The organism is Agrobacterium sp. NPDC089420 (assembly GCF_044900305.1).
Lineage (GTDB): Bacteria > Pseudomonadota > Alphaproteobacteria > Rhizobiales > Rhizobiaceae > Agrobacterium.
On the sequence record NZ_JBJDMY010000008.1, the window covers coordinates 192,102 to 213,743 of the forward strand.

Consider the following 21,642-nt stretch of genomic DNA (forward strand, 5'->3'; position numbering starts at 1 on the left):
CCAGCGAAGCTTTCCCCGACTTTGAGCAGATCGATTGCGTCGTTTCCGGGCGCAACCCCCAATTTGTCTTAGGAATCCTGTGCTCTATCCTGCTGAGCTACGTGGACACTGAACTGCTCTTTAACCCGAGGCAGCCGGCGGATCAACCGCGTTCTTCATCACGGTCGATCTCTTCCTCGGCTTTCTTCGCATCCGCCGGCAATCAGCGCGTCAGGCGCTGTTCGGCCAGCTTCACCCAGTAGGAAATGCCGTGGGCGATGGCCTCGTCGTTGAAGTCGTAGCCCGGATTGTGAAGTCCGGCCGAATCGCCATTGCCGATGAAGATGAAGCAACCCGGTCTTTCCTTCAGCATAAAAGAAAAATCCTCGCCCGCCATGGACGGATCGACGTCGGGATCGACATTCGGCTCGCCAGCCACATCGCGGGCCGCATGAATGGCGTAGTCGGTCTCAGCGGCGTGGTTGAAGGTCACCGGGCAATAACGCTCGTAGACGACTTCGGCTTCCGCGCCATTGGCAAGCGCGATGCCTTCCGCCATCTGCTTGATGCGCTCCTGGGCGAGGTCGCGCACCGTTTCGTCCAGGCTGCGGACCGTGCCGGCGATCAGCGCCTCATTGGGGATGATGTTGTGGCTGGAGCCGGCGTGGAAACGGGTGACGGAGACGACGACGGAACGGATCGGATCGGCGTTGCGCGAGGCGATCATCTGCAGGTTGCCGACAATCTGCGCGCCGATGGTGATGGGATCGATGGTGCGGTGCGGCTGCGCGGCGTGACCGCCGCGACCCTTGACCGTGATCGAGAACTTGTCCGGTGCCGCCATGATGCCGCCCTTGCGGATGGCGAAGGCGCCGAGCGGAATGCCCGGCATGTTGTGCATGCCATAGACCTCGTTGATGCCGAAGCGCTCCATCAGCCCGTCCTCCACCATGGCGAGCGCGCCTGCACCGCCTTCTTCGGCGGGCTGGAAGATGACGGCGATCGAGCCGGCGAAATTGCGGGTCTCGGTGAGATATTTGGCGGCGCCGAGCAGCATGGCGGTGTGGCCATCATGGCCGCAGGCATGCATCGCGCCCGCCGTTTTTGATGCCCAGGGCTTGCCGGTTTCCTCGATTATGGGCAGCGCGTCCATGTCCGCCCGGAAGCCGATGGTACGGTTGCCCGGGAGATTGCCCCTGATGATGCCCACTACACCGGTGCGGCCGAGACCGGTCACGATTTCGTCAACGCCGAAGGATTTCAGCTTGTCGGCGACGAAGGCCGCGGTGTTGTCGACATCATACAGAATCTCGGGATTTTCATGCAGGTGACGCCGCCATTCGCTGACTTCCTGCTGAAGTTCGGCGGCTCTGTTCAAAATCGGCATTCGTTCATTCCTGGGTTCATCGGTGCGGCGCGTGGTAAAAGCCATCCTCCGTGGTGGATAGTGCGCCGCATAATTGACGTAATCAATGTACTTTGCCATTGCTAGGACATATATGGTGAATATTGCCATTCCCCGACCGAAGACGGGAATTCGAGGACAAGCCTTGCCACAGACATTCAAATCGCCAAACGCCGCCCGGCGGCTTTCCGCAGCCATTGCCATCATGGCCGCCGGCCTTGTTGCCACGGCGCCCGTGGCCAATGCCAATCCGAAAATGGTGGTGGATGTCAAAACCGGCAAGGTGATTTCCCATCAGGAAGCCTTCGCCAAGTGGTATCCCGCCTCGCTGACCAAGCTGATGACCGCCTATATCGCCTTTTCGCAGATGAAGGCCGGCAAGATCAGCCCGCAGACGGAAGTGGTGATGAGCAAGAAGGCCGCCGATCAGCCGGCCTCGAAAATGTATTTCAAGCCGGGCCAGAAGCTGACGATGGACAGCGCGCTGAAGCTGCTGCTCATCAAGTCCGCCAATGACATCGCCGTGGCGATTGCCGAGACCATCGGCGGCACCAGCGAGAATTTTGTGGCGCAGATGAATGCGCAGGCGCAGCGCCTGGGCATGAGTTCCACCCGTTATGTGAACCCCAACGGATTGCCCGGCAAGGGACAATACACGACGGCCCGGGATCTGGCGCTGCTGGCGCTGATCATCAAGCGTGAGTTCCCGGAATATGCCGGCTATTTCTCGCTGGAAGGCGTCACCACCGGCAAGAAGAACTACGCCAATTTCAACATGCTGGTCGGCCGTTTCGATGGCGCCGACGGCATGAAGACAGGCTTCATCTGCGCCTCCGGCTTCAACCAGGTCTCGTCCGCCGTGCGCAATGGCCGTTCGGTCATCACCGTGGTGCTGGGCGCAGACAGCCTTGCCGGACGAACCGACCAGTCCGCCGATCTGCTGCAGATGGGGCTGACGGCGCCTTCCGGCCAGGGCGTTTCGCTCGCGTCACTGGCGCCCTATGGCGACACCGGCGATGTGAATGACGTCAGCGCCGAAATCTGCAATCCGAAGGCTGCCAAGGTGCGCAGCGAAAGCCGCGATGAGGCGGGCCGCATGGTCATCCATTCGCCCTACGTGACGGAAATGACGCGACCGCCGGAATATTCCTTCGCCGGCCTCATTCCGGGCAGCGAGACCGTGGCCGTCAACACCGCCAAGGGCGCGGCCGGCAAGGGTGAACTGGCCAACGTGCCGATCCCGATTCCGCGGCCGACATTCTGATTGATCGGGGCGGCTCCCTTCAGCGCTTGAGGCTGGACGCGGCTTTCGGATTGGCTATTCGCAGCATCGATCTGTTATGATATTACAGTGTCGCCCGTGGCATTCAGGCTCCGGGCGATTTTGTGACTATCGCGCTGTTCCGGGTCGAATATCATCCATCGATGTGCCGGAGCCGCGCTCAACCATACAGGCAAGGCATGTCTCGCGAGCGTATACCGGTCACCATCATCACCGGATTTCTCGGCGCCGGAAAATCGACGCTGCTCAACCGGCTTCTCAAAGACCCCGAGATGAGTGACGCCGCAATCATCATCAATGAATTTGGTGACGTCAGCATCGATCACATGCTGGTCGAAAGCGCGGGTGAGGGCATCATCGAACTGGCGGAAGGCTGCCTGTGCTGCACGGTGCGCGGGGAACTGGTGGATACGCTGGCGGAACTGATGGATGGAATCCAGACTGGCAAGCTGAAGCCGGTGAAGCGGGTTGTGATCGAGACCACGGGCCTTGCCGATCCTGCCCCGGTCATGCAATCGATCATGGGCAATCCGGTGATTGCGCAGAATTTCGTACTCAACGGCATGATTACGGTGGTGGATGCCGTCAACGGCTTGTCCACGCTCGATAATCATCAGGAATCCGTGAAGCAGGCGGCGGTGGCCGACCGTCTGGTCGTGACCAAGCGCGCGCTCGCCGATGCCGCCACGATTTCAGCGCTGACGGCACGCCTGCAGGCGCTCAATCCGCGGGCAACGATCGAGGATGCTGACAGCGTCGACTGGAGCGCTGCAGAACTTCTCGACAACGGCCTTTACGATGCCGGCAGCAAAAATGCCGATGTCGGCCGCTGGCTGGGCGAAGAGGCGGTACACGATCATGACCACCACCATGATCATGACCATCATCACGGTGATGATCATCACCATCACCATCACCATCATCACGACGTGAACCGGCACGATGCATCGATCCGTTCCTTCTCGATCATTCACGATCAGCCGATCGAGCCGATGGCTGTCGAAATGTTCGTGGATCTGCTGCGCTCGGCGCATGGGGAAAAGCTCCTGCGCATGAAGGCCATCGTCAAGCTGTCGGATAATCCGGCCCGGCCTCTGGTGCTGCATGGGGTTCAGGCTATTTTCCACACGCCGGAGCGCCTCGCGGCTTGGCCGGACCCGGCTGATCAGCGCACGCGCATGGTGCTGATCACGAAGGATTTGCCGGAGGCTTTCGTACAGGACCTGTTCGCCGCCTTCACCGGCGTGCCGGGCATCGACCGGCCGGACAGGCAAGCGATCACGGATAATCCGCTGGCGGTTTCGGGGTTGCGGTTCTAGGGCGTGCCGTGATGGTCCAGGCCGGTGGGTGTGGTTCACCCCCCTCTGTCCTGCCGGACAAAGGGGTAAGCCCCGAGCGCCGCCGTCGAATGTCGCTTACCCGCCCTTCACAATCCGAAACCGATGCCCCTTGTCCACCGCAACCGTCTCGACCAGACTGTGGCCATCCTCATTGCACATATGGGCAATATCGATCACCGCCAGCGGATCGGTCGTCTCGACGGTCAAAACATCGCCTGTCTTCAGCGCCGCAAGCTTCTTGCGGCTTCTCAAAACCGGAAGGGGGCATTTAAGCCCCCTCAAATCGTAAATTACTTCGGTCGCTTCGCTCATTCCTTGGCCCAGAACTTCCAGAACGGCTTCTTTTCCGGTGCTTCCGGTGCCGGTGCCGCGGAATAGGCAAGCGGGTTCAGGGCCGGGACCGGGATGCTCTGGGCTGCAGCACCGGTCTGACCGGCTGCTGCGGGGGTGGCCGCGGCAACCATGGTCGGGGCCGCGGGAGCAGGGTTCGACTGTGGTGCGACGGGCTGGACAGCGGAAGGTCGCGGGCCGCGCAGGGACGAGGCGGTTGCGGTCGTCGTCGGTGAGGAAGACGTCACCTGCTGCGCCTTTTTCTCCATCAGCGCGGCATATTCCGTTTCCTTCATCAGCTTGCCGGCCTTCAGCGCCGAGCCGGTCGGGGCATAGGCGGGCTCGCGGCCCTTGCGCTTGTCGGCCACCAGCGCCTTGCGCTCCGCCTCGCTCGGATCGTACCAGGCCATGCCGTCATATTTCTTCATCGCCTTTTCATAAGCGAGATCGTAGGTCTTCTCGTAGCTCGACAGCGCGCTGACCAGCGCCGGCGGCGTGCTCATGGCCGGGCATTGGGCAGACGCGTTGAAGCTGCCGCCTTCCGTCTGCTGGTTGAAGACATATTTCTTCTCGCAGACATTCACGTCCGGCGGGCGCTTGGTGACTTCGAAATTGTCGTAACCGACCTTCAGCATCTTCCAGAATTCCAGATGCTCGCTCTGGCGGTGGCGGGCCATGTTTTCCGCCGTCATGCGGAAGGGAAAGGCCTGCAGCTGCACGGTCTTCTGGCCGCCCTTGAAGGCGTCGCGCGCGAAACCGTAGATTTCAAGAATCTGCGCATCCGTCATCGAATAACAGCCGGACGACGAGCAGGCGCCGTGGATCATCAGGTTGGTGCCGTTGCGGCCATTGGCGGCATCGTAACGGTTCGGAAAGCCGGTATTGATGGCAAGATAATATTTCGAGTTCGGATTGAGATGCGCGGGCGTCAGGTTGTAGAAACCTTCCGGCGCCTGGCGGTCGCCTTCCTTCACCTTCGGGCCGAGTTTGCCGGACCAGGCGCAGATCTGATATTCCGCGATCTTGTCGAAGCGGTTGTCGCGCTTGGCCTTCCAGATTTCCAATGCACCTTCTTCCTTGAAGATGCGGATCATGATCGGTGAGGTGCGGTCCATGCCCCGCTTGTCGATTTCGGCCAGAATGGCGGGAGACAGCGGGTAATCGACCTTGTTCTTGACGTGGGAGACGTCACGTTCGACGGTTTCGAGCGTATCGTTGCAGCCGGCGAGAATGAGCGCGGTACAGGCAAGAAGTGCAAAATGTGTCAAACGCATGATCTGATCCGAAAGACGATGGCACGAAGCGGCGCAAGTTCTACACCGTCCCGCGTGTATTTTAAATACGGTATTAACCGTTTACATCTTCTTAACTGAATCGGATGTCGTCCCACCACGGCCGCCGATACATCGATTGATGTGATCGGACTATGGCCGAGTTGGGGCGATATTCAAGGAAAATAAGGCTGGATTTAAAGGTTTCTGCCGATATCCAGGAACTTCTGGCGGCGTTCGGCGCGCAATTGCGTGCCCGAACGCTGCGAAAGATCGGAAAGCGCCTTGGCAATCACATCGCCGGTCGCGCCGATCACCGTGGCCGGATCGCGGTGCGCGCCGCCGATCGGTTCGGGGATGATTCCATCGATGACGCCGAGCGATTTCAGGTCTTCCGAGGTGATCTTCATGTTGGTTGCGGCTTCCTTGGCGCGGGTGGAATCGCGCCACAGAATGGAGGCCGCACCTTCCGGCGAGATCACCGAATAGATCGCATGTTCGAGCATGTAGACGCGGTTGCCGGTGGCGATCGCGATTGCACCGCCCGAGCCGCCTTCTCCGATAACGACGGAGACGATCGGAACTTTCACATTGAGGCACATCTCGGTCGAGCGGGCGATGGCTTCCGCCTGGCCGCGTTCTTCCGCGCCGACGCCGGGATAGGCGCCTGCGGTATCGATGAGGGTGATGACCGGCAGCGAGAAACGATCGGCCAGTTCCAGCACGCGGATCGCCTTGCGGTAACCTTCCGGGCGCGGGCTGCCGAAATTATGCTTCAGGCGGCTCTTGGTGTCGTTGCCCTTTTCCTGGCCGATGATGGCGACGGGCTGGCCGTTGAAACGGGCAAGACCTGCCTGAATGGCGGCGTCTTCGGAAAATTTGCGGTCGCCGGCCAGCGGCGTGAAATCGGTGAACAGCGCCTTGGCGTAGTCGACGAAATGCGGACGCTGCGGATGGCGCGCGACCTGCGTTTTCTGCCAGGCGTTCAGCTTGGAATAAATGTCCTGCATCGCGTCGTTGACGCGCGATTCCAGCCGGTTGATCTCCTCCGAGGTGTCTATGCTCTCGTCTTCATCGGCAAGCTTCTTCAGCTCGATGATCTTGCCCTCAAGGTCCGAGATAGGTTTTTCGAAGTCGAGATAATTGTGCATGAGATCCGTTTCCGATCGTTTTGCGCAAGGTTTGACCGGATTATCCGGCGGTTCCGGTCGCTCTAATCAAGGTTTTTGCCCTGTTTGGCAAGGGGGTGATGTGTTTGTACCAGCTCTTGCAAGCGTTCTTCCAGCACATGTGTATAGATTTGTGTCGTGGAAATGTCGGAATGGCCGAGCAGTTCCTGCACGGCGCGCAGATCCGCGCCGTTCTGCAGCAGGTGGCTGGCAAAGGCGTGACGCAGGACGTGCGGCGATACTGCGGATGGAGTGAGACCGGCGCGAATGGCGATGTCCTTCAGGTCGCGGGCGAAGACCTGGCGGGGCAGGTGTCCTTCCTTGCCGTTCGAGGGAAAGAGCCACGGGCTTTCCGGCGCGTCGGCTTTTTTCCGCGCCCCGCTCCTTTCCGGGGCGAGCGCTTTTCGGGCGGCCTCATATTTTTCCATGGCCTCGATGGCGGCGCGCGACAGCAGCACCATGCGATCCTTATTGCCCTTGCCGCGGATCATCAGGAAACGGCCCTCCTGGCGCAGCACCTTGACAGGCAGGGAGACCAGTTCGCTGACGCGCATGCCGGTGGCATAAAGCAGTTCGAGCAGCAGGTGCATGCGAATGCGGGCAAGCTGGCCGGGGCCGGGCGTGGCCGCTTCCTCTGCGGCGAGGCCGAGCAGCCTGTTGACGTCGGCGACGCTCATCGTCTTCGGTAAAGCGAGCCCCTTTTTCGGCGCGTCGATGATGTCGGTCGGCTCATCGCCGCGCAGCCCTTCCGCATAGAGAAAACGATAGAACTGCCGCATGGAGGAAAGGCGTCGCGCCTGTGAGGTGGCGGCGAAACCCTGGGCGGAAAGATGGGTGAGATAGGCGGAAAGCTCAGGCGTCTGCGCTTCCGTCAGCGATTGACCGCGGCCAGCCAGAAATTCGCGCAGGTCGGCGAGGTCGCGCTCATAGGAAGAGAGCGTACTGGCGGCCGCGCCCCGCTCCGCGCTCATCATTTCCAGAAAACTTTCAAGCCGCGCCCCATCGCGCCCTCCCGCCTGCCGTGCGCTCATGGGCTGCGCCTTGCCGGCTCCGCCGCCGGCGGATTCAGCCGCTCGGAGGGGATGCGTACTGTCACTTCGCGGTCGCGCGGTTTCACGACCATGACGAGCAGCACCATGCCGCCATAGATCAGCCCCGCGATGGTCGCCAGTATCATCGTGAAGCGGAAGAGGGTGGGCATGCTGGCTCCATCAGGGTGGCGGTCTCAACCTATATGCGGTGCGGCGAAAGCGGCGGCAAGCTCAAAAAGCCCGCTGACGCCCCGCGCCGCATGCGGCGATGATTGTGATTCACCGCAATTCAGTCAGCAATTTGGCTTGACGCTTCGTAAACATTTGCCGATATCCATGCCAAACGGGCTTTCAAATTTATGAATGAAACGAATTTATCGGTCCCGGCCACGCTCGGGGAGCAAGCGCGGGCAAAGATCGGACGGCGCAACATCGTCTTCGTCGGACTGATGGGGGCTGGAAAGTCGGCGGTAGGCCGTATCGTCGCCCAGCAGCTCAGGGTTCCGTTCGTCGATACGGATGTCGAAATCGAGCGCGTGTCGCGCATGACGATCTCCGAGCTTTTCGCCACCTATGGCGAGGAGGAGTTCCGGGCGCTGGAAACGCGGGTCATCAAGCGGCTTCTGCGCGGCGGTCCCAAGGTGATTTCCACCGGCGGCGGCGCCTTCATCAACGACAATACCCGGCGGCACATCACGCGCGGCGGCATTTCGCTGTGGCTGAAGGCCGATCTCGATGTTCTCTGGGAAAGGGTCAACAAGCGCGACCATCGCCCGCTTCTCAAGACCGAAAATCCCAAGGCCACGCTGGCGGCCCTGATGGAAAAACGCTACCCGATCTATGCGGAAGCGGATATCACCATCCTGTCGCGTGATGTCCGCAAGGAAATCATCGCGACCGAAGCGCTGGCCGCCATTGCCGGCCTCGAACAGAAAGACTGATCCCCATGACGCCTTCCGAAATCCATGCCGATGAACGCCTTGTCCATGTGCCGCTCGGTGAGCGCGCCTACGACATTCTGATCGGGCCGGGCCTGATCGGTAGGGCGGGCGGCGAGATTTCGGCGCGGCGGAAGGGCAGGCGCGCGGCGATCATCACCGACGAGCATGTCGCGCCGCTTTACCTCGAAGGCCTGATGGACGGTTTGCAGACGGACGGCATCGAGGCGGTGTCGCTGACCCTGCCGGCCGGTGAAAAGACCAAGAGCTTCGAGCATCTGGTCACCGTCTGCGATGCGGTTCTCTCCGCAAGGGTGGAGCGCAACGATGCCGTGATCGCGCTCGGCGGCGGCGTGATCGGCGATCTTGCCGGTTTTGCCGCCGGCATCGTGCGCCGCGGCGTGCGCTTCGTGCAGATACCGACGTCGCTTCTGGCGCAGGTCGATTCCTCCGTCGGCGGCAAGACCGGCATCAATACTCGCCACGGCAAGAACCTAGTCGGTGTTTTCCACCAGCCCGATCTGGTGCTGGCCGATACGGCGGTGCTCGATACGCTGAGCCCGCGGGAGTTCCGCGCCGGTTACGCCGAAGTGGTGAAATACGGCCTGATCGACAAGCCGGATTTCTTCTTCTGGCTGGAAAAGAACTGGGATGACATCCGCGCCGGCGGCCCGGCCCGCATTCAGGCGATTGCCACGAGCTGCCAGGCCAAGGCCGATGTGGTGGTGGCCGACGAGAAGGAAAACGGCGTGCGCGCGCTTCTCAATCTCGGACACACCTTCGGCCATGCATTGGAAGCCGCGACCAATTACGACAGCAAGCGGCTGGTTCACGGCGAAGGTGTCGCCATCGGCATGGTGCTGGCGCACCAGTTCTCCGCCCGCCTCAACCTTGCCAGCCCCGATGATGCGGCCCGCGTCGAGGCGCATCTGAAGGCTGTCGGCCTGCCGACGACGATGAAGGACATTCCCGGCGAATTGCCGCCGGTCGAGACGCTGATGACGGCGATCGCGCAGGACAAGAAGGTCAAGGGCGGCAAGCTCACCTTCATCCTCACCCATGGCATCGGCCAGTCCTTCGTCGCGGATGACGTGGCGGCGTCCGAGGTGCAGTCCTTCCTGTCGGAGAAACATCCGGGGTGAATTGGCGCCGAGCAGTGCGGTGAACGCCCCCTCATCGCCTCGCGTGCCCCCGACCTTCTCCTTGGCGGGAGACGGTTGCCGAAAGGGCCGGATGAGGGGAGAGGACTTGCTCGGGGTTTAAAACCGCACCGTTTCCCCGGGGGCGGCCGCCTCAATCGCCAGCGCATGAAGGCCGGCATCGAGTTCCGGCTTTAAGAGCGCGTTGATTGCCCGGTGACGCTCGACGCGAGACTTGCCGGAGAAACTCTCCGACACTATCTGAACACGCATGTGCGTCTCGCCCGTGCCGGTGATATCCGGCTGGTGGCCCGCATGCATCCGGCTTTCATCGACCACCCGCAGGCGCTCCGGTGAAAAGCTCTCACGGAGCTTCGTTTCTATACGGTCTCGCAGGGACATGCGAAGGGCTCCATTCCTGTTGGCTGGTCTTGAAGGGGGCTACCTAAAAGCCAGCAACATTCCGCTTTGTCAATTCTTGTTGTGCGGCTTTTCGCACCCCATAATCAGGGCATCATGAAACTGGATTCGAAATATTTCGACCGCATCCGCACGCGCCGGAAAAGGGAGCGGGAACCTGAGGTTCAGGCCCCCACCTGCCAGTGGGACGGATGCGACAAGCCGGGCGTTCACCGGGCACCTGTCGGCCGCAATGCCGAGGGGCAATTTTTCCTGTTCTGCTTCGAGCATGTGAAGGAATACAACAAGGGCTATAATTATTTTTCCGGCCTGTCCGACAGCGAGATCGCCCGATACCAGAAGGAAGCGATCACCGGGCATCGTCCCACCTGGACGGTGGGTGTCAACAAGACGGCGCGCGACAGCCCGCTGCATTCCACCCTGCGGTCGGGCACCGCTGGCGCAAATGCCCGTATCCGCGATCCTTTCGGCTTCACAGGCGGGTTTGCGGGCAGTGCAAGGGCTGGCGGACAGCGCCTGCAGCAGGACCGCAAGCTGAAGACGCTGGAGGCAAAAGCCTTCGATACGCTCGGTCTTTCTGCCGGTGCGAAGCAGGAAGAGATAAAAAGGCGCTACAAGGAGCTTGTCAAAAAGCACCATCCTGATGCTAATGGTGGCGATCGTGGTTCGGAAGAGCGTTTTCGGGCTGTTGTTCAAGCATATCAATTGTTAAAGCAGTCAGGTTTCTGCTAAGCCAACTTACGTGTTTACCGCCTGATTGATGATGTGGCCGGGTGGCTGCCGCCCGCCTTGGAGACGTGATGAGCAAAATCGACCTTGATATTTCCAACCTGCCCGACACGACGGTGTCCGTGCGGGAGGTTTTCGGCATTGATACGGATCTGCGGGTTCCCGCCTATTCCCAGGGCGACGCCTATGTGCCGGACCTCGATCCCGACTATCTTTTCGATCGCGATACGACGCTTGCGATCCTTGCCGGTTTTGCTCACAACCGACGCGTCATGGTGTCCGGTTTCCACGGCACGGGTAAATCCACCCATATCGAGCAGGTCGCCGCCCGCCTCAACTGGCCGTGCGTCCGCGTCAACCTCGACAGCCATGTCAGCCGTATCGATCTCGTCGGCAAGGACGCCATCGTTCTGAAGGACGGCAAGCAGGTCACCGAATTCAAGGACGGCATCCTGCCCTGGGCCTACCAGCACAATGTCGCGCTGGTTTTCGATGAATATGATGCCGGCCGCCCGGACGTGATGTTCGTCATCCAGCGCGTGCTGGAATCCTCCGGCCGCCTGACCCTGCTCGACCAGAGCCGCGTCATCCGTCCTCACCCGGCCTTCCGCATTTTCGCGACCGCCAACACCGTAGGCCTCGGTGATACGACCGGCCTTTACCACGGTACGCAGCAGATCAACCAGGCGCAGATGGACCGCTGGTCCATCGTCACCACGCTGAACTACCTGCCGCACGAGCAGGAAGTGAACATCATCGCCGCCAAGGTGAAGAGCCTCGACAATCCGAAGGGTCGCGAAACCGTTTCCAAGATGGTGCGCGTGGCCGACCTTACCCGTTCGGCCTTCGTCAATGGCGACCTTTCCACGGTCATGAGCCCGCGTACCGTCATCACCTGGGCGGAAAATGCGGAAATCTTCGGCGATCTCGCCTTTGCCTTCCGCGTGACCTTCCTCAACAAGTGCGACGAGCTGGAGCGCACGCTGGTGGCCGAGCAATATCAGCGCGCCTTCGGCGTCGAGCTCAAAGAAAGCGCCGCGAACATCGTTCTCAGCGCCTGATCGTCCCCGGTCTGTCCGGAGAAGATCACCGATGACTTGAAGACGCTGGCGGCCGCGCATCCAGGGGATGGGCGCGCCGCGAGCGTCGGCAACTGACAGGAAAGACAATGGCAGGGCGCGGCGACAATTCCAGAGCGAAACCGGGTACGGCGGTCGATACGGAGCCGTTGCGTCAGGCGATTGCCGGATGCGTGCGATCCGTTGCCGGCGATGCCGAGGTGGAGGTCGTCTTCGCCAATGAGCGGCCGGGCCTTGCCGGCGAGCGCATGCGTCTGCCGGAAATCTCCAAGAAACCGACCGCGCAGGAAATCGCCATCACCCGTGGTCTCGGCGATTCCATGGCGCTGCGCCTTGCCTGCCATGATGCCGATACCCATGCGGTGATGTCGCCACAGGGTGCAGAAGCGCGGCTGATTTTCGACGCCGTCGAACAGGCGCGGGTGGAATCCATCGGCGCGCTGCGCATGCCCGGCATGGCCTCCAACATCCAGGCGATGAACACCGAAAAATACGCCAAGGCGAATTTTTCCGGCATCAACAACAAGGACGATGCCCCGCTTGCGGAGGCCGTATCCCTTCTGGTGCGCGAAAAGCTGACCGGCGAAAGGCCGCCGGCAAGTGCGGGCAAGGTTCTCGATCTGTGGCGCGATTTCATCGAGGACAAGGCCGCCGGCGACCTCAACGATCTCTCACGCGTCATCACCGACCAGAAGGCGTTTTCGCGGCTGGTGCGCAAGATGCTGACCTCCATGCAGATGGCGGAGGATTTCGGCGACGAGGATAACGAGCCTGACAGTCAGGAAGCGGAGTCCAACGAGGACCAGCCGCGCACCAACGAGACCGAAGAAGAGCAGGTCGAGGAAGAGGCCGGCTCCGACGCGACGCCGGCCGATGAAAACGAGGCCTCGCAGGAGGAAATGGAAGAAGGCGAGATGGACGGCGCCGAGATGTCGGACGAGGAAATGTCCGACGATCTCGACGAGGATTCCGAAACGCCCGGCGAGACCCGCCGTCCCAACAGCCCTTTCGACGATTTCAACGAGAAGGTCGATTACCGCATCTTCAGCCAGGAATTCGACGAGGAAATCCATGCCGAGGAACTGTGCGACGAGGCTGAGCTCGACCGTCTGCGCGCCTTCCTCGACAAGCAGCTCGCCCATCTTCAGGGCGCCGTCGGGCGTCTTGCGAACCGGCTGCAGCGCCGCCTGATGGCGCAGCAGAACCGCTCCTGGGATTTCGACCTGGAAGAGGGTTATCTCGATCCGGCCCGGCTCGTCCGGCTCATCATCGACCCCATGCAGCCGCTTTCCTTCAAGAAGGAGCGCGACACCAAGTTCCGCGACACCGTTGTCTCGCTCGTCATCGACAATTCCGGTTCGATGCGCGGTCGTCCGATTACGGTTGCCGCCACCTGCGCCGATATTCTGGCGCGCACGCTGGAACGCTCGGGCGTGAAGGTGGAAATTCTGGGCTTCACCACCAAGGCGTGGAAGGGCGGACAGTCGCGCGAACAATGGCTCGCCAACGGCAAGCCCGCTTCGCCCGGCCGCCTCAATGATCTGCGCCATATCATCTACAAATCGGCGGATGCCCCGTGGCGGCGCGCGCGGCGCAATCTCGGCCTGATGATGCGCGAAGGCCTGCTCAAGGAAAACATCGACGGCGAGGCGCTGATGTGGGCGCATAACCGCCTGATCGGCCGCCCCGAGCAGCGCAAGATCATGATGATGATCTCGGATGGTGCGCCGGTCGATGATTCGACCCTGTCGGTCAATCCGGGCAACTATCTGGAGCGCCACCTGCGCGCCGTCATCGAGCAGATCGAGACACGGTCTCCCGTCGAATTGCTGGCGATCGGTATCGGCCATGACGTGACGCGTTATTACCGCCGCGCCGTCACCATCGTCGATGCGGATGAACTGGCTGGCGCGATGACCGAGCAGCTCGCGGCTCTTTTTGAGGATACGAGCAGTGCCTCCGGTTCGTCCCGCAGGGTCCGCCGTGCTGGATAAACGCGGCCGGGCTTCTTCCGCCTGCAAGACGCTGTCGATGGCCGCCATTCTGGCGGTCGCGTTCTTCCCCGTTTCCATTGGCGCTTCCACCATCGATGTGCCGGTCAGCGTTCGTCAGCTGTCCGGTTTCGAGGTCGGTACGCGCGCGAAACATTTCGGAAAGCTGGAATTCATCGGCGGCATGGTGATGAGTGCGCCGGAAAAGTTGTTCGGAGCCATATCCTCCATCCGCTTCCGCCCCAACGGGGAGGACTTTATCGCGGTGCTGGATACGGGCCATTGGCTGACGGGCAGGGTGACGCGTGACGCAGTCGGGGCGTTGTCCGGCCTCGCTGAGGTCCGTATAACGCCCATGCTGGATATGAACGGGCGCGAACCGCCACGCAAGATGGAGATGGATGCGGAGGGCCTGGCGCTGCGTGACGGCAAGGTTTTCGTCAGCTACGAGCAACGCCACAGGATTGATATCTATCCCGATCCGGGCTTTGCCACGGCGAAGCCGCTCGGCCGCCTGCCGCATCTCATCCCCAATAACGAGCTGCGCCATAATGGCGGCATGGAGGCGCTGGCGGTATCGCCGGCCGATTCGCCGCTCGCAGGCGCTCTTGTCGTGGTGGCGGAGAAAAGCATTGATGCCGACGGCAATCTTCTCGCTGCGATTCTTGAGGGACCGCTGAAGGGCACATTCGCCGTTGCCCATCATCCATCATTCGACGTGACGGACGGCGCCTTTCTGCCGAACGGCGATCTGTTGCTTCTGGAGCGGCGCTTCAATTTTGCCGAGGGTGTTGGCATGCGTATCCGCCGCATCCGCGGGGGTGACATCCGGCCGGCAGCGGTGGTGGACGGCGAAATCCTCATGGAAGCCGGCATGGCCTATCAGATCGACAATATGGAAGGCATGGACGTGGTGAAGGGGCCGGACGGCTCCACGCGCCTCATCATCGTTTCCGATGACAATCACTCGTTTCTGCAACGCAATCTGATGCTGGAATTCAGGCTGGTGGAGTGAAGAAGCCCGCAGGCGCGGGCGTTCCAAACCGTCCTTAAAGGGCCTTGGCCGGCGGCATTGGCTTCAGCGTGTTCATCAGCGCGCCGTAAGGCAGCAGCATGACAAGGCCGACCAGAACCTTCACCGACAGATCGCCAAGCGCCCAGGACATCCAACGGGGCGCTTCCATGGCGAAAACGCCGAGGATGGGGGCGTTTTCGATGGCGAAGGCATCGTTGGGGCCGACGAAGGAGAAGCTTGCCGCAAAGGCGATGGAGAAGAACAGCGCCGTATCCAAAACCGAACCCAGCATGGAGCCGGCCAGCGGCGCATGCCACCAGCGCTGGCGGCGCAGGCGGTTGAAAACGGAAATATCGAGCAGCTGGCCGATCAGATAGGCCGTGCCGGAGGCGACTGCGATACGTGGGATCGATGTCCAGAACGATAGCGTGACCCCGACGACGAAGCCGGCAAGCACGACGCGGCGCGCGATGGACGGGCCGAACTGGCGGTTGGTCAGGTCGGTGACGAGGAAGGCGATCGGATAGGTGAAGGCTCCCCAGGTCAGAAGGTCGCCGAGATTGACGCCGAGGAGCGATCCGGAAAGCGGATATTGCACCAGAATATTGGAGGCGACGACCACCAGTGTCATCAAGAGAACGTAGATCAGCGTATGGCGCAGATAGGGCATTTTTTTATCCTGGGTGATGCCACCAGTTGGAGCCAAACATCGGACCGAAACATTTTCGGAAAACCCGATGCGATTAAAACCTGAAACAAACAAAAGGCTTGAGCGGCAAAAGCCATTCAAGCCTTCCGAATATCAGATGGTGTCGAAACCGCTATTAAGCAGCTTCGGCCGTCTTCTTGGCGATCTGGCGGCGCAGAAGGCGAGCGCGCATGCTCAGTTCGTTTTCGCCGGACTTCAGAAGGAAGGCATCGAGGCCGCCACGGTGTTCAACGGAGCGCAGAGCAGCTGCGGAAACACGCAGGCGGAAACGCTGGCCGAGAGCATCGGAGATCAACGTGACCTGGCAGAGGTTCGGAAGGAACCGGCGCTTGGTCTTGTTGTTGGCGTGGCTGACGTTGTTGCCCGTCTGGACGCCCTTGCCGGTCAATTCGCATACACGGGACATGGGTACACCTATTTCGTTTCGTCTGTTTCACCACTGGCTCGCCACCGGCAAAACCGGGGTGGCAATCCAACTGGCCATGATTGGAAAGTTGCGGTTCTATAGTCAGACGAGACTTAACAGTCAAGCCGCTCGCGATCAAATGAAAGGAAATTCCGGCGTTTTCAACCGGCATCCGCTTTTTTATTGCCACAAGTCAGCGTATATCATCGCCCGATAAGGCCGCTTCCGCGCCTCTTTTAAGGTGATATCGAAATGATTGCCAGAGGAAAAAGCATTTTCATGGCCGCTGCTGTGGCGTTTGCGGGCGTCTCCCCCTCGCTCGCCGCCGAAGCGCGCCACACAAGCGAATACAGCATCAATCTCGGCATTTTGCCGATCGCGCGGGCCAGTTTTTCGACTCGCATGGATGGGCCGAATTATTCGATCTCCGGTTCCTTCAGCGCCGCCGGCCTGGCCAGCATCCTCAAGGACATTTCCGGCAAGACGACGGTCTCCGGCGCCAAGCGCGGCCACCGGCTGCAGGCAAACGAATATTCGCTGGTCTACAAGGACGGCAAGCGGGTGCGCACCTATGACGTCGTCTATCGCAACGGCAACGTCACATCGACCACCGTGAAACCCGAACCGAAGACCCGGCCCGACAACTGGGTGGATGTGAAGGACCGCGACCTGCGCTCCGTTCTCGATCCGATCTCCGGCCTCATCATCCCTTCGGGCGGCCGCATCTGCCCGACGCGCCTGCCGATCTATGACGGTGAGTCGCGGCTGGACCTCGTTTTGAGCCCAAGCGGCACCAAGCCCTTCAAGACCAACGGCTTCAGCGGCGACGCCATCGTCTGCAAGGCGCGTTACGTGCCGAAGTCGGGTTACCGGCAGGGACGCAAGGATATCGAATATCTGAAATCCATCTCCATGGAGATATGGTTCGCCAAGTCGAACAATATGGATGTCTATGCGCCGGTTTATGCGATCATTCCGACGCGGGTGGGGCAGGTTTACATTACCGCCACGAAATACGGCGGCTGACGGCGGTTTATTGCCAGGTGAGTGACGCCTGGCAGTGCGGCGAATTTCTTCTCCCCGCCGGGGAGAAGAGACAAGTTGCGCCCGCTCGCTTCACGGGCAGCGCTCTGGGAGTTAAGCCGCATCCCCCGGCGACCAGCCGGTTTCGGCCATGACGAAGCTTGAAAAGGCAAAACCCGGCGAGACGGTGCAGCCGACCAGTGTGAAATCGCCAAGGCTTTCCGCCGATTGCCAGCAATTGGCGGGCACGATCACCTGTGGGCGCTCGCCCTCCAGAATGGCGGGGCCGAGGGTGAAAGTCTGCGTCTCCCTCCCATCCTGCGAAAGATGCAGCGCGATTGGCGCGCCGGCATAATAGTGCCACACCTCCACCGCATCGGTGACGCGGTGCCAGTGCGAGCGGTCGCCCTTTTCCAGAAGATAATAGATCGCCGTCGAATGGCCGCGCTCGCCGCCGGCTCTGTCGCGAAAGGTCTGGTGATAGAAGCCGCCCTCGGGATGCGGCTCCAGCCCCAATTCGCGAATGATCGCCTGTGCTGTGAAATCCGCTCGCATCAGAAATTGTCCTTGCGCGTGCGGATTTCCGCAAAGACATCGGCATCGGCGGCGGCTTCGAGGCCCAGATGCCTGCGCAGGCCGGCATCCGCCACCCGCATATAGGGGTTGGTCTGTTTTTCCAGGCCGATGGTGGTGGGAATGGTGAATTGATTGGCCTGCCGCGTCGTCTCGATATGCGCCGCGCGTTCCCGCAGCGCGGTATTGTCGGGATCGACGGTCAGGGCGAATCGGGCATTGGACAGCGTATATTCATGGCCGAAATAGACGCGTGTCTCGTCCGGCAGCGCCATCAGTTTCTGGAAGGAATGCCACATGTCCGCTGCGGGGCGTTCGAACAGGCGGCCGCAGCCCATGGCAAACAGCGTGTCGGCGGCAAACAGCAGCCCGTCATCCGGCAGATAATAACAGATATGGCCTGCCGTGTGGCCGGGCGTGGCGATGACCTGAACGCGGCGTCCGGCAAATTCGAATTCGTCGCCATCGGCCTGCGCGCGGTCGAGGCCCGGAATCGCGACCGCCTCGTCATAGGGGCCGTGCACCTCGCAGCCGAACTTGTCCTTCAGCGCCAGATTGGCCTCCACATGGTCCTGATGGTGGTGGGTGGTGAAGATATGGGTGAGCTTCCAGCCGTGGCCGTCGAGAGCGTGCAGGATAGGCCCTTCTTCCGGCGCGTCGATGGCGGCTGTCGCGCCGCTTTCGGGGTCGTGCAGGAGCACCCCGAAATTGTCGCTGCGGCAAAGAAAGACGTCTATCTCCAAAGGTTTCATCGTATCCTCTCCGTTTGCCGGTCAAAACCGGCGCATTCACCCGCCTGACTTTCCCAACTGATTTCCAATGTAGGGGCAGACGCCTTGAAGTCCAACCGCCTGATGCTACATTCTCGCCCATGAATACCGATATCGTCGATCTGCGCGAATTCTATCATTCCCCGCTTGGCCGCTCCGCCGAGCAGGCGATCACCATGGCGCTTTCGACGCTGTGGCCACCCTTGCCGGAAGAGCGGCTGGTCGGTCTCGGTTATGCGGTGCCGTTTCTGGAGCGGTTCCGCCGCGATACGGAGCGTACATTCGCCTTCATGCCGGCGGGGCAGGGTGCTGTGAACTGGCCGGCGGGCGAATTTTCCTCCACCGCGCTGGTGTTTGACGAGGAATTGCCGCTGCCCGATTCGTCGATAGACCGTGTCCTGATGGTGCATGCGCTGGAATTTGCCGAAAATCCGCGTGAAAGCTTACGGGAGCTGTGGCGGGTGCTGGCGCCAGGTGGTCGCCTGGTGATCGTGGTGCCGAACCGGCGCGGCGTCTGGGCGCGCATGGAACATACGCCCTTCGGTTCCGGCCGGCCCTATTCGCGCGGGCAGCTGACGGCGCTCCTGCGCGAAACCAACTTCACGCCGGGCGCCACCGCCGAGGCGCTGTTTTTCCCGCCTACCACCAGCCGGCCGGTGCTGAAGTTCCGCCGTTATCTCGAACATACCGGCCGTCGCCTCTGGCCACTGTTTTCCGGCGTCATCGTGGTGGAAGCCCAGAAGCGCCTCTATCAAGGGTTGCCCGTTACCCAGCGCGCCTCGCGGCGGGTGTTTGTGCCCGTGCTTGCACCGCAGGGGGTGCCCACAACCCGCGCGGCCGCAAACCAGGGAAAGCCGTTCTGACCCTCGACAAAGCGGCTATTCCGGTCTAATGCCTCCGGCATTGCTTTTGCCGGGTTCTCCGGCGTTTTTCCGAAGGTCGATCAAATGAGTGCAGAGCTTAGCCAACCTGTTCCGCGTCCGGGTATTCTGGATATCGCCGCTTATGTTCCAGGCAAGGAACATGTGGACGGCGTCGCGAAGGTTTATAAGCTCTCCTCCAACGAAACGCCGCTTGGGCCGAGCCCTAAGGCCATCGAGGCTTTCGGCGCTGCCGCCAGCCATCTGGAAATCTATCCGGACGGCCAGGCGATCGCGCTGCGTCAGGCGATTGCCGACGTGCACGGCCTCAATATCGCAAACATCCTGTGCGGCAACGGTTCGGACGAGCTTCTCGGCCTGCTGTGCCATGTCTATCTGGGCGCCGGCGATGAGGCGATCATCACCGAGCACGGTTTCCTCGTCTACAAGATCCAGATCATGGGCGCGGGCGCGACCCCGGTGACGGTGAAGGAAAAGGATTGCGCGGTGGATGTGGATGCGATCTTCGCCGCCGTGACGCCGAAGACGAAGATGGTTTTTGTCGCCAATCCGGGCAATCCCACCGGCACCTATGTTCCCGTCGCGGAAATCCGCCGTCTGCAGGCCGGCCTGCCGAAACATGTCGTGCTGGTGCTGGATGCGGCCTATGCCGAATATGTCCGCAAGAACGACTACGAGGCCGGGCTGGAGCTGGTTTCCGGCAACCGTAACGTGGTGATGACCCGCACCTTCTCCAAGGTTTACGGTCTCGCCGCCCTGCGTGTCGGCTGGATGTATGGCCCTGCCGCTGTCATCGATGCTTTGAACCGCGTGCGTGGCCCCTTCAACATGAGCGCGCCGGCCATCGCGGCCGGTGCTGCGGCCATCCGCGATCAGGCCTTCGTCGAAAAGGCGGTGGCGCATAATGGGCTGTGGATGGAAAAGCTGGTGGCAGCCTTTACCGGTCTCGGCCTCACCGTCACGCCCTCCGTCACCAACTTCATCCTCATCCATTTTCCGGATCGGGACGGCAAGCGCGCGGCGGATGCGGATGAGTTCCTGAGCCGCCGCGGTTACATCCTGCGCGCGGTGCGCGGTTACGGCTTCCCGAATGCGCTCAGAATGACCGTCGGCTCGCAAGAGGCCAATCTCGGCGTCATCGCCGCCCTTACCGAGTTCATGGGGCAGGCGTGATGGGTGAGATCATGTTTGAACGCATCGCGCTGATCGGCATCGGCCTGATCGGTTCGTCGATTGCCCGCGATATCAAAGAGCTGGGGCTTGCCCGCCACGTGACGATTTCCACCCGCAGCGACGACACGCTGAAACGGGCGGAGGAGCTGGCGCTTGGCACGGATTACACCGTCTCGGCGGCGGCGGCGGTGAAGGATGCCGATCTCGTCATCGTCTCGGTGCCGGTCGGTGCTTCCGGCACCGTGGCGCAGCAGATCGCGCCGCATCTGAAGCCCGGCGCCATCGTCACCGATGTCGGTTCCACCAAAGCCTCGGTCATCGCGCAGATGGCCCCGCATATGCCGGACAATGTGCATTTCATTCCCGGCCATCCGATTGCCGGAACGGAAAAATCCGGTCCGGATGCCGGTTTTGCCGGCCTGTTCCGCGATCGCTGGTGCATCTTCACACCGCTGCCGGGTACGGACGGTGACGCGCTGGAAAGGCTGAAGGATTTCTGGCGGGCGCTCGGCTCGCGCGTGGATGAGATGGATGCCGAACACCATGACAAGGTCCTGGCGATCGTCTCGCATCTGCCGCATCTCATCGCCTATAATATCGTCGGCACGGCGGACGATCTGGAAACGGTGACCGAATCGGAAGTCATCAAATATTCGGCCTCCGGCTTCCGTGACTTCACCCGTCTTGCCGCCTCCGATCCGACCATGTGGCGCGATGTCTGCCTGCACAACAAGGACGCCATCCTCGAAATGCTGGCGCGGTTTTCCGAAGACCTCGCCTCGCTGCAAAGGGCGATCCGCTGGGAGGAGAGCGACAAGCTGTTCGAGCTGTTTTCCCGCACCCGCGCCATCCGCCGCTCGATCGTCGAGGCCGGCCAGGATGTCGACGCGCCGGACTTCGGGCGTCATGCGCTGGATCAGAAGAAGTAGGACGTATTTAGTCTCCCTCCGTCGTCCTCGGATAAAACCCGAGGATGACGGAAGGCATAG

The 21,642-nt window shown here is 61.3% G+C and carries 23 protein-coding genes; 12 read left to right on the plus strand and 11 right to left on the minus strand.

Features of this window, described 5'->3' with window-relative positions; all coding sequences use genetic code 11:
* Positions 1 to 202 precede the first annotated feature (202 nt).
* On the minus strand, positions 203 to 1,366 hold the full coding sequence (locus tag ACI2KA_RS14955; RefSeq protein ID WP_404503255.1) for a M20 aminoacylase family protein: 1,164 nt from the start codon (positions 1,364 to 1,366) through the stop codon (positions 203 to 205).
* Positions 1,367 to 1,589: 223 nt separating this feature from the next.
* Here ACI2KA_RS14955 and ACI2KA_RS14960 point away from each other — a divergent pair, with 223 nt between their 5' ends.
* Both ACI2KA_RS14960 and ACI2KA_RS14965 read left to right on the plus strand, forming a co-directional pair.
* The gene (locus ACI2KA_RS14960; RefSeq protein ID WP_404503288.1) at positions 1,590 to 2,648 is read left to right on the plus strand and encodes a D-alanyl-D-alanine carboxypeptidase family protein; all 1,059 of its coding nucleotides are present in this window, start codon (positions 1,590 to 1,592) and stop codon (positions 2,646 to 2,648) included.
* A 197-nt stretch (positions 2,649 to 2,845) separates the two neighbouring features.
* Entirely contained in the window at positions 2,846 to 3,985 is a 1,140-nt protein-coding gene (locus tag ACI2KA_RS14965) for a CobW family GTP-binding protein (protein WP_404503256.1), read from the plus strand.
* A 96-nt stretch (positions 3,986 to 4,081) separates the two neighbouring features.
* Here the strand turns inward: ACI2KA_RS14965 and ACI2KA_RS14970 are convergent, their stop codons facing one another.
* From ACI2KA_RS14970 to ACI2KA_RS14990, 5 genes are all read right to left on the minus strand, one after another.
* Complete coding sequence (locus tag ACI2KA_RS14970) at positions 4,082 to 4,318, minus strand: sulfurtransferase TusA family protein (protein ID WP_404503257.1); 237 nt, start codon at positions 4,316 to 4,318, stop codon at positions 4,082 to 4,084.
* Positions 4,315 to 5,610, minus strand: a complete 1,296-nt coding sequence (locus tag ACI2KA_RS14975) for a L,D-transpeptidase family protein (RefSeq protein ID WP_404503258.1) — start codon at positions 5,608 to 5,610, stop codon at positions 4,315 to 4,317. Before ACI2KA_RS14975 ends, ACI2KA_RS14970 begins: the two co-directional genes overlap by 4 nt.
* Before the next feature lie 194 nt (positions 5,611 to 5,804).
* On the minus strand, positions 5,805 to 6,758 hold the full coding sequence (locus tag ACI2KA_RS14980; protein ID WP_404503259.1) for an acetyl-CoA carboxylase carboxyltransferase subunit alpha: 954 nt from the start codon (positions 6,756 to 6,758) through the stop codon (positions 5,805 to 5,807).
* A gap of 62 nt (positions 6,759 to 6,820) precedes the next feature.
* Positions 6,821 to 7,807: a site-specific tyrosine recombinase XerD gene (locus ACI2KA_RS14985; RefSeq protein ID WP_404503260.1), complete on the minus strand. Its 987-nt coding sequence runs from the start codon at positions 7,805 to 7,807 to the stop codon at positions 6,821 to 6,823.
* Positions 7,804 to 7,977, minus strand: a complete 174-nt coding sequence (locus tag ACI2KA_RS14990) for a histidine kinase (protein ID WP_404503261.1) — start codon at positions 7,975 to 7,977, stop codon at positions 7,804 to 7,806. The genes ACI2KA_RS14985 and ACI2KA_RS14990 overlap by 4 nt, the downstream gene beginning before the upstream one ends.
* Before the next feature lie 189 nt (positions 7,978 to 8,166).
* Here ACI2KA_RS14990 and ACI2KA_RS14995 point away from each other — a divergent pair, with 189 nt between their 5' ends.
* The gene (locus ACI2KA_RS14995) at positions 8,167 to 8,748 is read left to right on the plus strand and encodes a shikimate kinase (RefSeq protein ID WP_404503262.1); all 582 of its coding nucleotides are present in this window, start codon (positions 8,167 to 8,169) and stop codon (positions 8,746 to 8,748) included.
* 5 nt (positions 8,749 to 8,753) lie between these two features.
* Positions 8,754 to 9,887 carry a 3-dehydroquinate synthase gene (gene aroB, locus ACI2KA_RS15000; protein ID WP_404503263.1) on the plus strand — a complete coding sequence of 378 codons (1,134 nt, stop codon included), beginning with the start codon at positions 8,754 to 8,756 and terminating at the stop codon, positions 9,885 to 9,887.
* A gap of 117 nt (positions 9,888 to 10,004) precedes the next feature.
* Here the strand turns inward: aroB and ACI2KA_RS15005 are convergent, their stop codons facing one another.
* Entirely contained in the window at positions 10,005 to 10,286 is a 282-nt protein-coding gene (locus ACI2KA_RS15005; protein WP_404503264.1) for a BolA family protein, read from the minus strand.
* A gap of 114 nt (positions 10,287 to 10,400) precedes the next feature.
* On the opposite strand from ACI2KA_RS15005, the gene ACI2KA_RS15010 reads away from it, so the two are divergent.
* The 4 genes from ACI2KA_RS15010 to ACI2KA_RS15025 all read left to right on the plus strand — a co-directional run bounded on the left by ACI2KA_RS15010 (position 10,401) and on the right by ACI2KA_RS15025 (position 15,118).
* Entirely contained in the window at positions 10,401 to 11,036 is a 636-nt protein-coding gene (locus ACI2KA_RS15010) for a J domain-containing protein (protein WP_404503265.1), read from the plus strand.
* A 68-nt stretch (positions 11,037 to 11,104) separates the two neighbouring features.
* Positions 11,105 to 12,094, plus strand: coding sequence for a cobaltochelatase subunit CobS (cobS, locus tag ACI2KA_RS15015; protein WP_003509875.1), 990 nt, complete (start codon positions 11,105 to 11,107; stop codon positions 12,092 to 12,094).
* Positions 12,095 to 12,201: 107 nt separating this feature from the next.
* Positions 12,202 to 14,106, plus strand: a complete 1,905-nt coding sequence (gene cobT, locus ACI2KA_RS15020; RefSeq protein ID WP_404503266.1) for a cobaltochelatase subunit CobT — start codon at positions 12,202 to 12,204, stop codon at positions 14,104 to 14,106.
* 37 nt (positions 14,107 to 14,143) lie between these two features.
* Positions 14,144 to 15,118 (plus strand): esterase-like activity of phytase family protein, encoded by a 975-nt coding sequence (locus tag ACI2KA_RS15025; protein ID WP_404503289.1) that lies wholly within the window; start codon positions 14,144 to 14,146, stop codon positions 15,116 to 15,118.
* Positions 15,119 to 15,152: 34 nt separating this feature from the next.
* Here the strand turns inward: ACI2KA_RS15025 and ACI2KA_RS15030 are convergent, their stop codons facing one another.
* Together ACI2KA_RS15030 and rpmB are read right to left on the minus strand one after the other, a co-directional pair.
* A complete protein-coding gene (locus ACI2KA_RS15030; protein ID WP_404503267.1) occupies positions 15,153 to 15,788 on the minus strand; it encodes a queuosine precursor transporter in 636 nt (211 codons plus the stop codon).
* A gap of 154 nt (positions 15,789 to 15,942) precedes the next feature.
* Positions 15,943 to 16,233 carry a 50S ribosomal protein L28 gene (rpmB, locus tag ACI2KA_RS15035; protein ID WP_003509888.1) on the minus strand — a complete coding sequence of 97 codons (291 nt, stop codon included), beginning with the start codon at positions 16,231 to 16,233 and terminating at the stop codon, positions 15,943 to 15,945.
* Positions 16,234 to 16,485: 252 nt separating this feature from the next.
* Here rpmB and ACI2KA_RS15040 point away from each other — a divergent pair, with 252 nt between their 5' ends.
* Positions 16,486 to 17,259 carry a DUF3108 domain-containing protein gene (locus ACI2KA_RS15040; protein WP_404503268.1) on the plus strand — a complete coding sequence of 258 codons (774 nt, stop codon included), beginning with the start codon at positions 16,486 to 16,488 and terminating at the stop codon, positions 17,257 to 17,259.
* Positions 17,260 to 17,370: 111 nt separating this feature from the next.
* On the opposite strand, the gene ACI2KA_RS15045 is transcribed toward ACI2KA_RS15040, so the two are convergent.
* Both ACI2KA_RS15045 and gloB read right to left on the minus strand, forming a co-directional pair.
* Positions 17,371 to 17,811 (minus strand): cupin domain-containing protein, encoded by a 441-nt coding sequence (locus ACI2KA_RS15045; RefSeq protein WP_404503269.1) that lies wholly within the window; start codon positions 17,809 to 17,811, stop codon positions 17,371 to 17,373.
* On the minus strand, positions 17,811 to 18,581 hold the full coding sequence (gloB, locus tag ACI2KA_RS15050) for a hydroxyacylglutathione hydrolase (protein ID WP_404503270.1): 771 nt from the start codon (positions 18,579 to 18,581) through the stop codon (positions 17,811 to 17,813). The genes ACI2KA_RS15045 and gloB overlap by 1 nt, the downstream gene beginning before the upstream one ends.
* Before the next feature lie 119 nt (positions 18,582 to 18,700).
* On the opposite strand from gloB, the gene ACI2KA_RS15055 reads away from it, so the two are divergent.
* The 3 genes from ACI2KA_RS15055 (at position 18,701) to ACI2KA_RS15065 (ending at position 21,582) form a co-directional block, all read left to right on the plus strand.
* Positions 18,701 to 19,462: a class I SAM-dependent methyltransferase gene (locus ACI2KA_RS15055; protein WP_404503271.1), complete on the plus strand. Its 762-nt coding sequence runs from the start codon at positions 18,701 to 18,703 to the stop codon at positions 19,460 to 19,462.
* Positions 19,463 to 19,546: 84 nt separating this feature from the next.
* The gene (gene hisC / locus ACI2KA_RS15060; protein WP_404503272.1) at positions 19,547 to 20,653 is read left to right on the plus strand and encodes a histidinol-phosphate transaminase; all 1,107 of its coding nucleotides are present in this window, start codon (positions 19,547 to 19,549) and stop codon (positions 20,651 to 20,653) included.
* Positions 20,653 to 21,582, plus strand: coding sequence for a prephenate/arogenate dehydrogenase family protein (locus tag ACI2KA_RS15065; RefSeq protein WP_404503273.1), 930 nt, complete (start codon positions 20,653 to 20,655; stop codon positions 21,580 to 21,582). Before hisC ends, ACI2KA_RS15065 begins: the two co-directional genes overlap by 1 nt.
* Positions 21,583 to 21,642: the final 60 nt, after the last annotated feature.

Coding starts and splice junctions, on each gene's coding strand:
- ACI2KA_RS15025 (WP_404503289.1), top strand. CDS start 14,144: ATGGCCGCCATTCTGGCGGTCGCGTTCTTCCCCGTTTCCATTGGCGCT.
- ACI2KA_RS15010 (WP_404503265.1), top strand. CDS start 10,401: ATGAAACTGGATTCGAAATATTTCGACCGCATCCGCACGCGCCGGAAA.
- ACI2KA_RS14975 (WP_404503258.1), bottom strand. CDS start 5,610: ATGCGTTTGACACATTTTGCACTTCTTGCCTGTACCGCGCTCATTCTC.
- ACI2KA_RS14980 (WP_404503259.1), bottom strand. CDS start 6,758: ATGCACAATTATCTCGACTTCGAAAAACCTATCTCGGACCTTGAGGGC.
- hisC (WP_404503272.1), top strand. CDS start 19,547: ATGAGTGCAGAGCTTAGCCAACCTGTTCCGCGTCCGGGTATTCTGGAT.
- ACI2KA_RS14995 (WP_404503262.1), top strand. CDS start 8,167: ATGAATGAAACGAATTTATCGGTCCCGGCCACGCTCGGGGAGCAAGCG.
- rpmB (WP_003509888.1), bottom strand. CDS start 16,233: ATGTCCCGTGTATGCGAATTGACCGGCAAGGGCGTCCAGACGGGCAAC.
- ACI2KA_RS14985 (WP_404503260.1), bottom strand. CDS start 7,807: ATGAGCGCACGGCAGGCGGGAGGGCGCGATGGGGCGCGGCTTGAAAGT.
- gloB (WP_404503270.1), bottom strand. CDS start 18,581: ATGAAACCTTTGGAGATAGACGTCTTTCTTTGCCGCAGCGACAATTTC.
- ACI2KA_RS14955 (WP_404503255.1), bottom strand. CDS start 1,366: ATGCCGATTTTGAACAGAGCCGCCGAACTTCAGCAGGAAGTCAGCGAA.
- cobT (WP_404503266.1), top strand. CDS start 12,202: ATGGCAGGGCGCGGCGACAATTCCAGAGCGAAACCGGGTACGGCGGTC.
- aroB (WP_404503263.1), top strand. CDS start 8,754: ATGACGCCTTCCGAAATCCATGCCGATGAACGCCTTGTCCATGTGCCG.
- ACI2KA_RS15065 (WP_404503273.1), top strand. CDS start 20,653: ATGGGTGAGATCATGTTTGAACGCATCGCGCTGATCGGCATCGGCCTG.
- cobS (WP_003509875.1), top strand. CDS start 11,105: ATGAGCAAAATCGACCTTGATATTTCCAACCTGCCCGACACGACGGTG.
- ACI2KA_RS14960 (WP_404503288.1), top strand. CDS start 1,590: ATGGCCGCCGGCCTTGTTGCCACGGCGCCCGTGGCCAATGCCAATCCG.
- ACI2KA_RS15055 (WP_404503271.1), top strand. CDS start 18,701: ATGAATACCGATATCGTCGATCTGCGCGAATTCTATCATTCCCCGCTT.
- ACI2KA_RS15030 (WP_404503267.1), bottom strand. CDS start 15,788: ATGCCCTATCTGCGCCATACGCTGATCTACGTTCTCTTGATGACACTG.
- ACI2KA_RS15005 (WP_404503264.1), bottom strand. CDS start 10,286: ATGTCCCTGCGAGACCGTATAGAAACGAAGCTCCGTGAGAGCTTTTCA.
- ACI2KA_RS14990 (WP_404503261.1), bottom strand. CDS start 7,977: ATGCCCACCCTCTTCCGCTTCACGATGATACTGGCGACCATCGCGGGG.
- ACI2KA_RS14965 (WP_404503256.1), top strand. CDS start 2,846: ATGTCTCGCGAGCGTATACCGGTCACCATCATCACCGGATTTCTCGGC.
- ACI2KA_RS15045 (WP_404503269.1), bottom strand. CDS start 17,811: ATGCGAGCGGATTTCACAGCACAGGCGATCATTCGCGAATTGGGGCTG.
- ACI2KA_RS14970 (WP_404503257.1), bottom strand. CDS start 4,318: ATGAGCGAAGCGACCGAAGTAATTTACGATTTGAGGGGGCTTAAATGC.
- ACI2KA_RS15040 (WP_404503268.1), top strand. CDS start 16,486: ATGATTGCCAGAGGAAAAAGCATTTTCATGGCCGCTGCTGTGGCGTTT.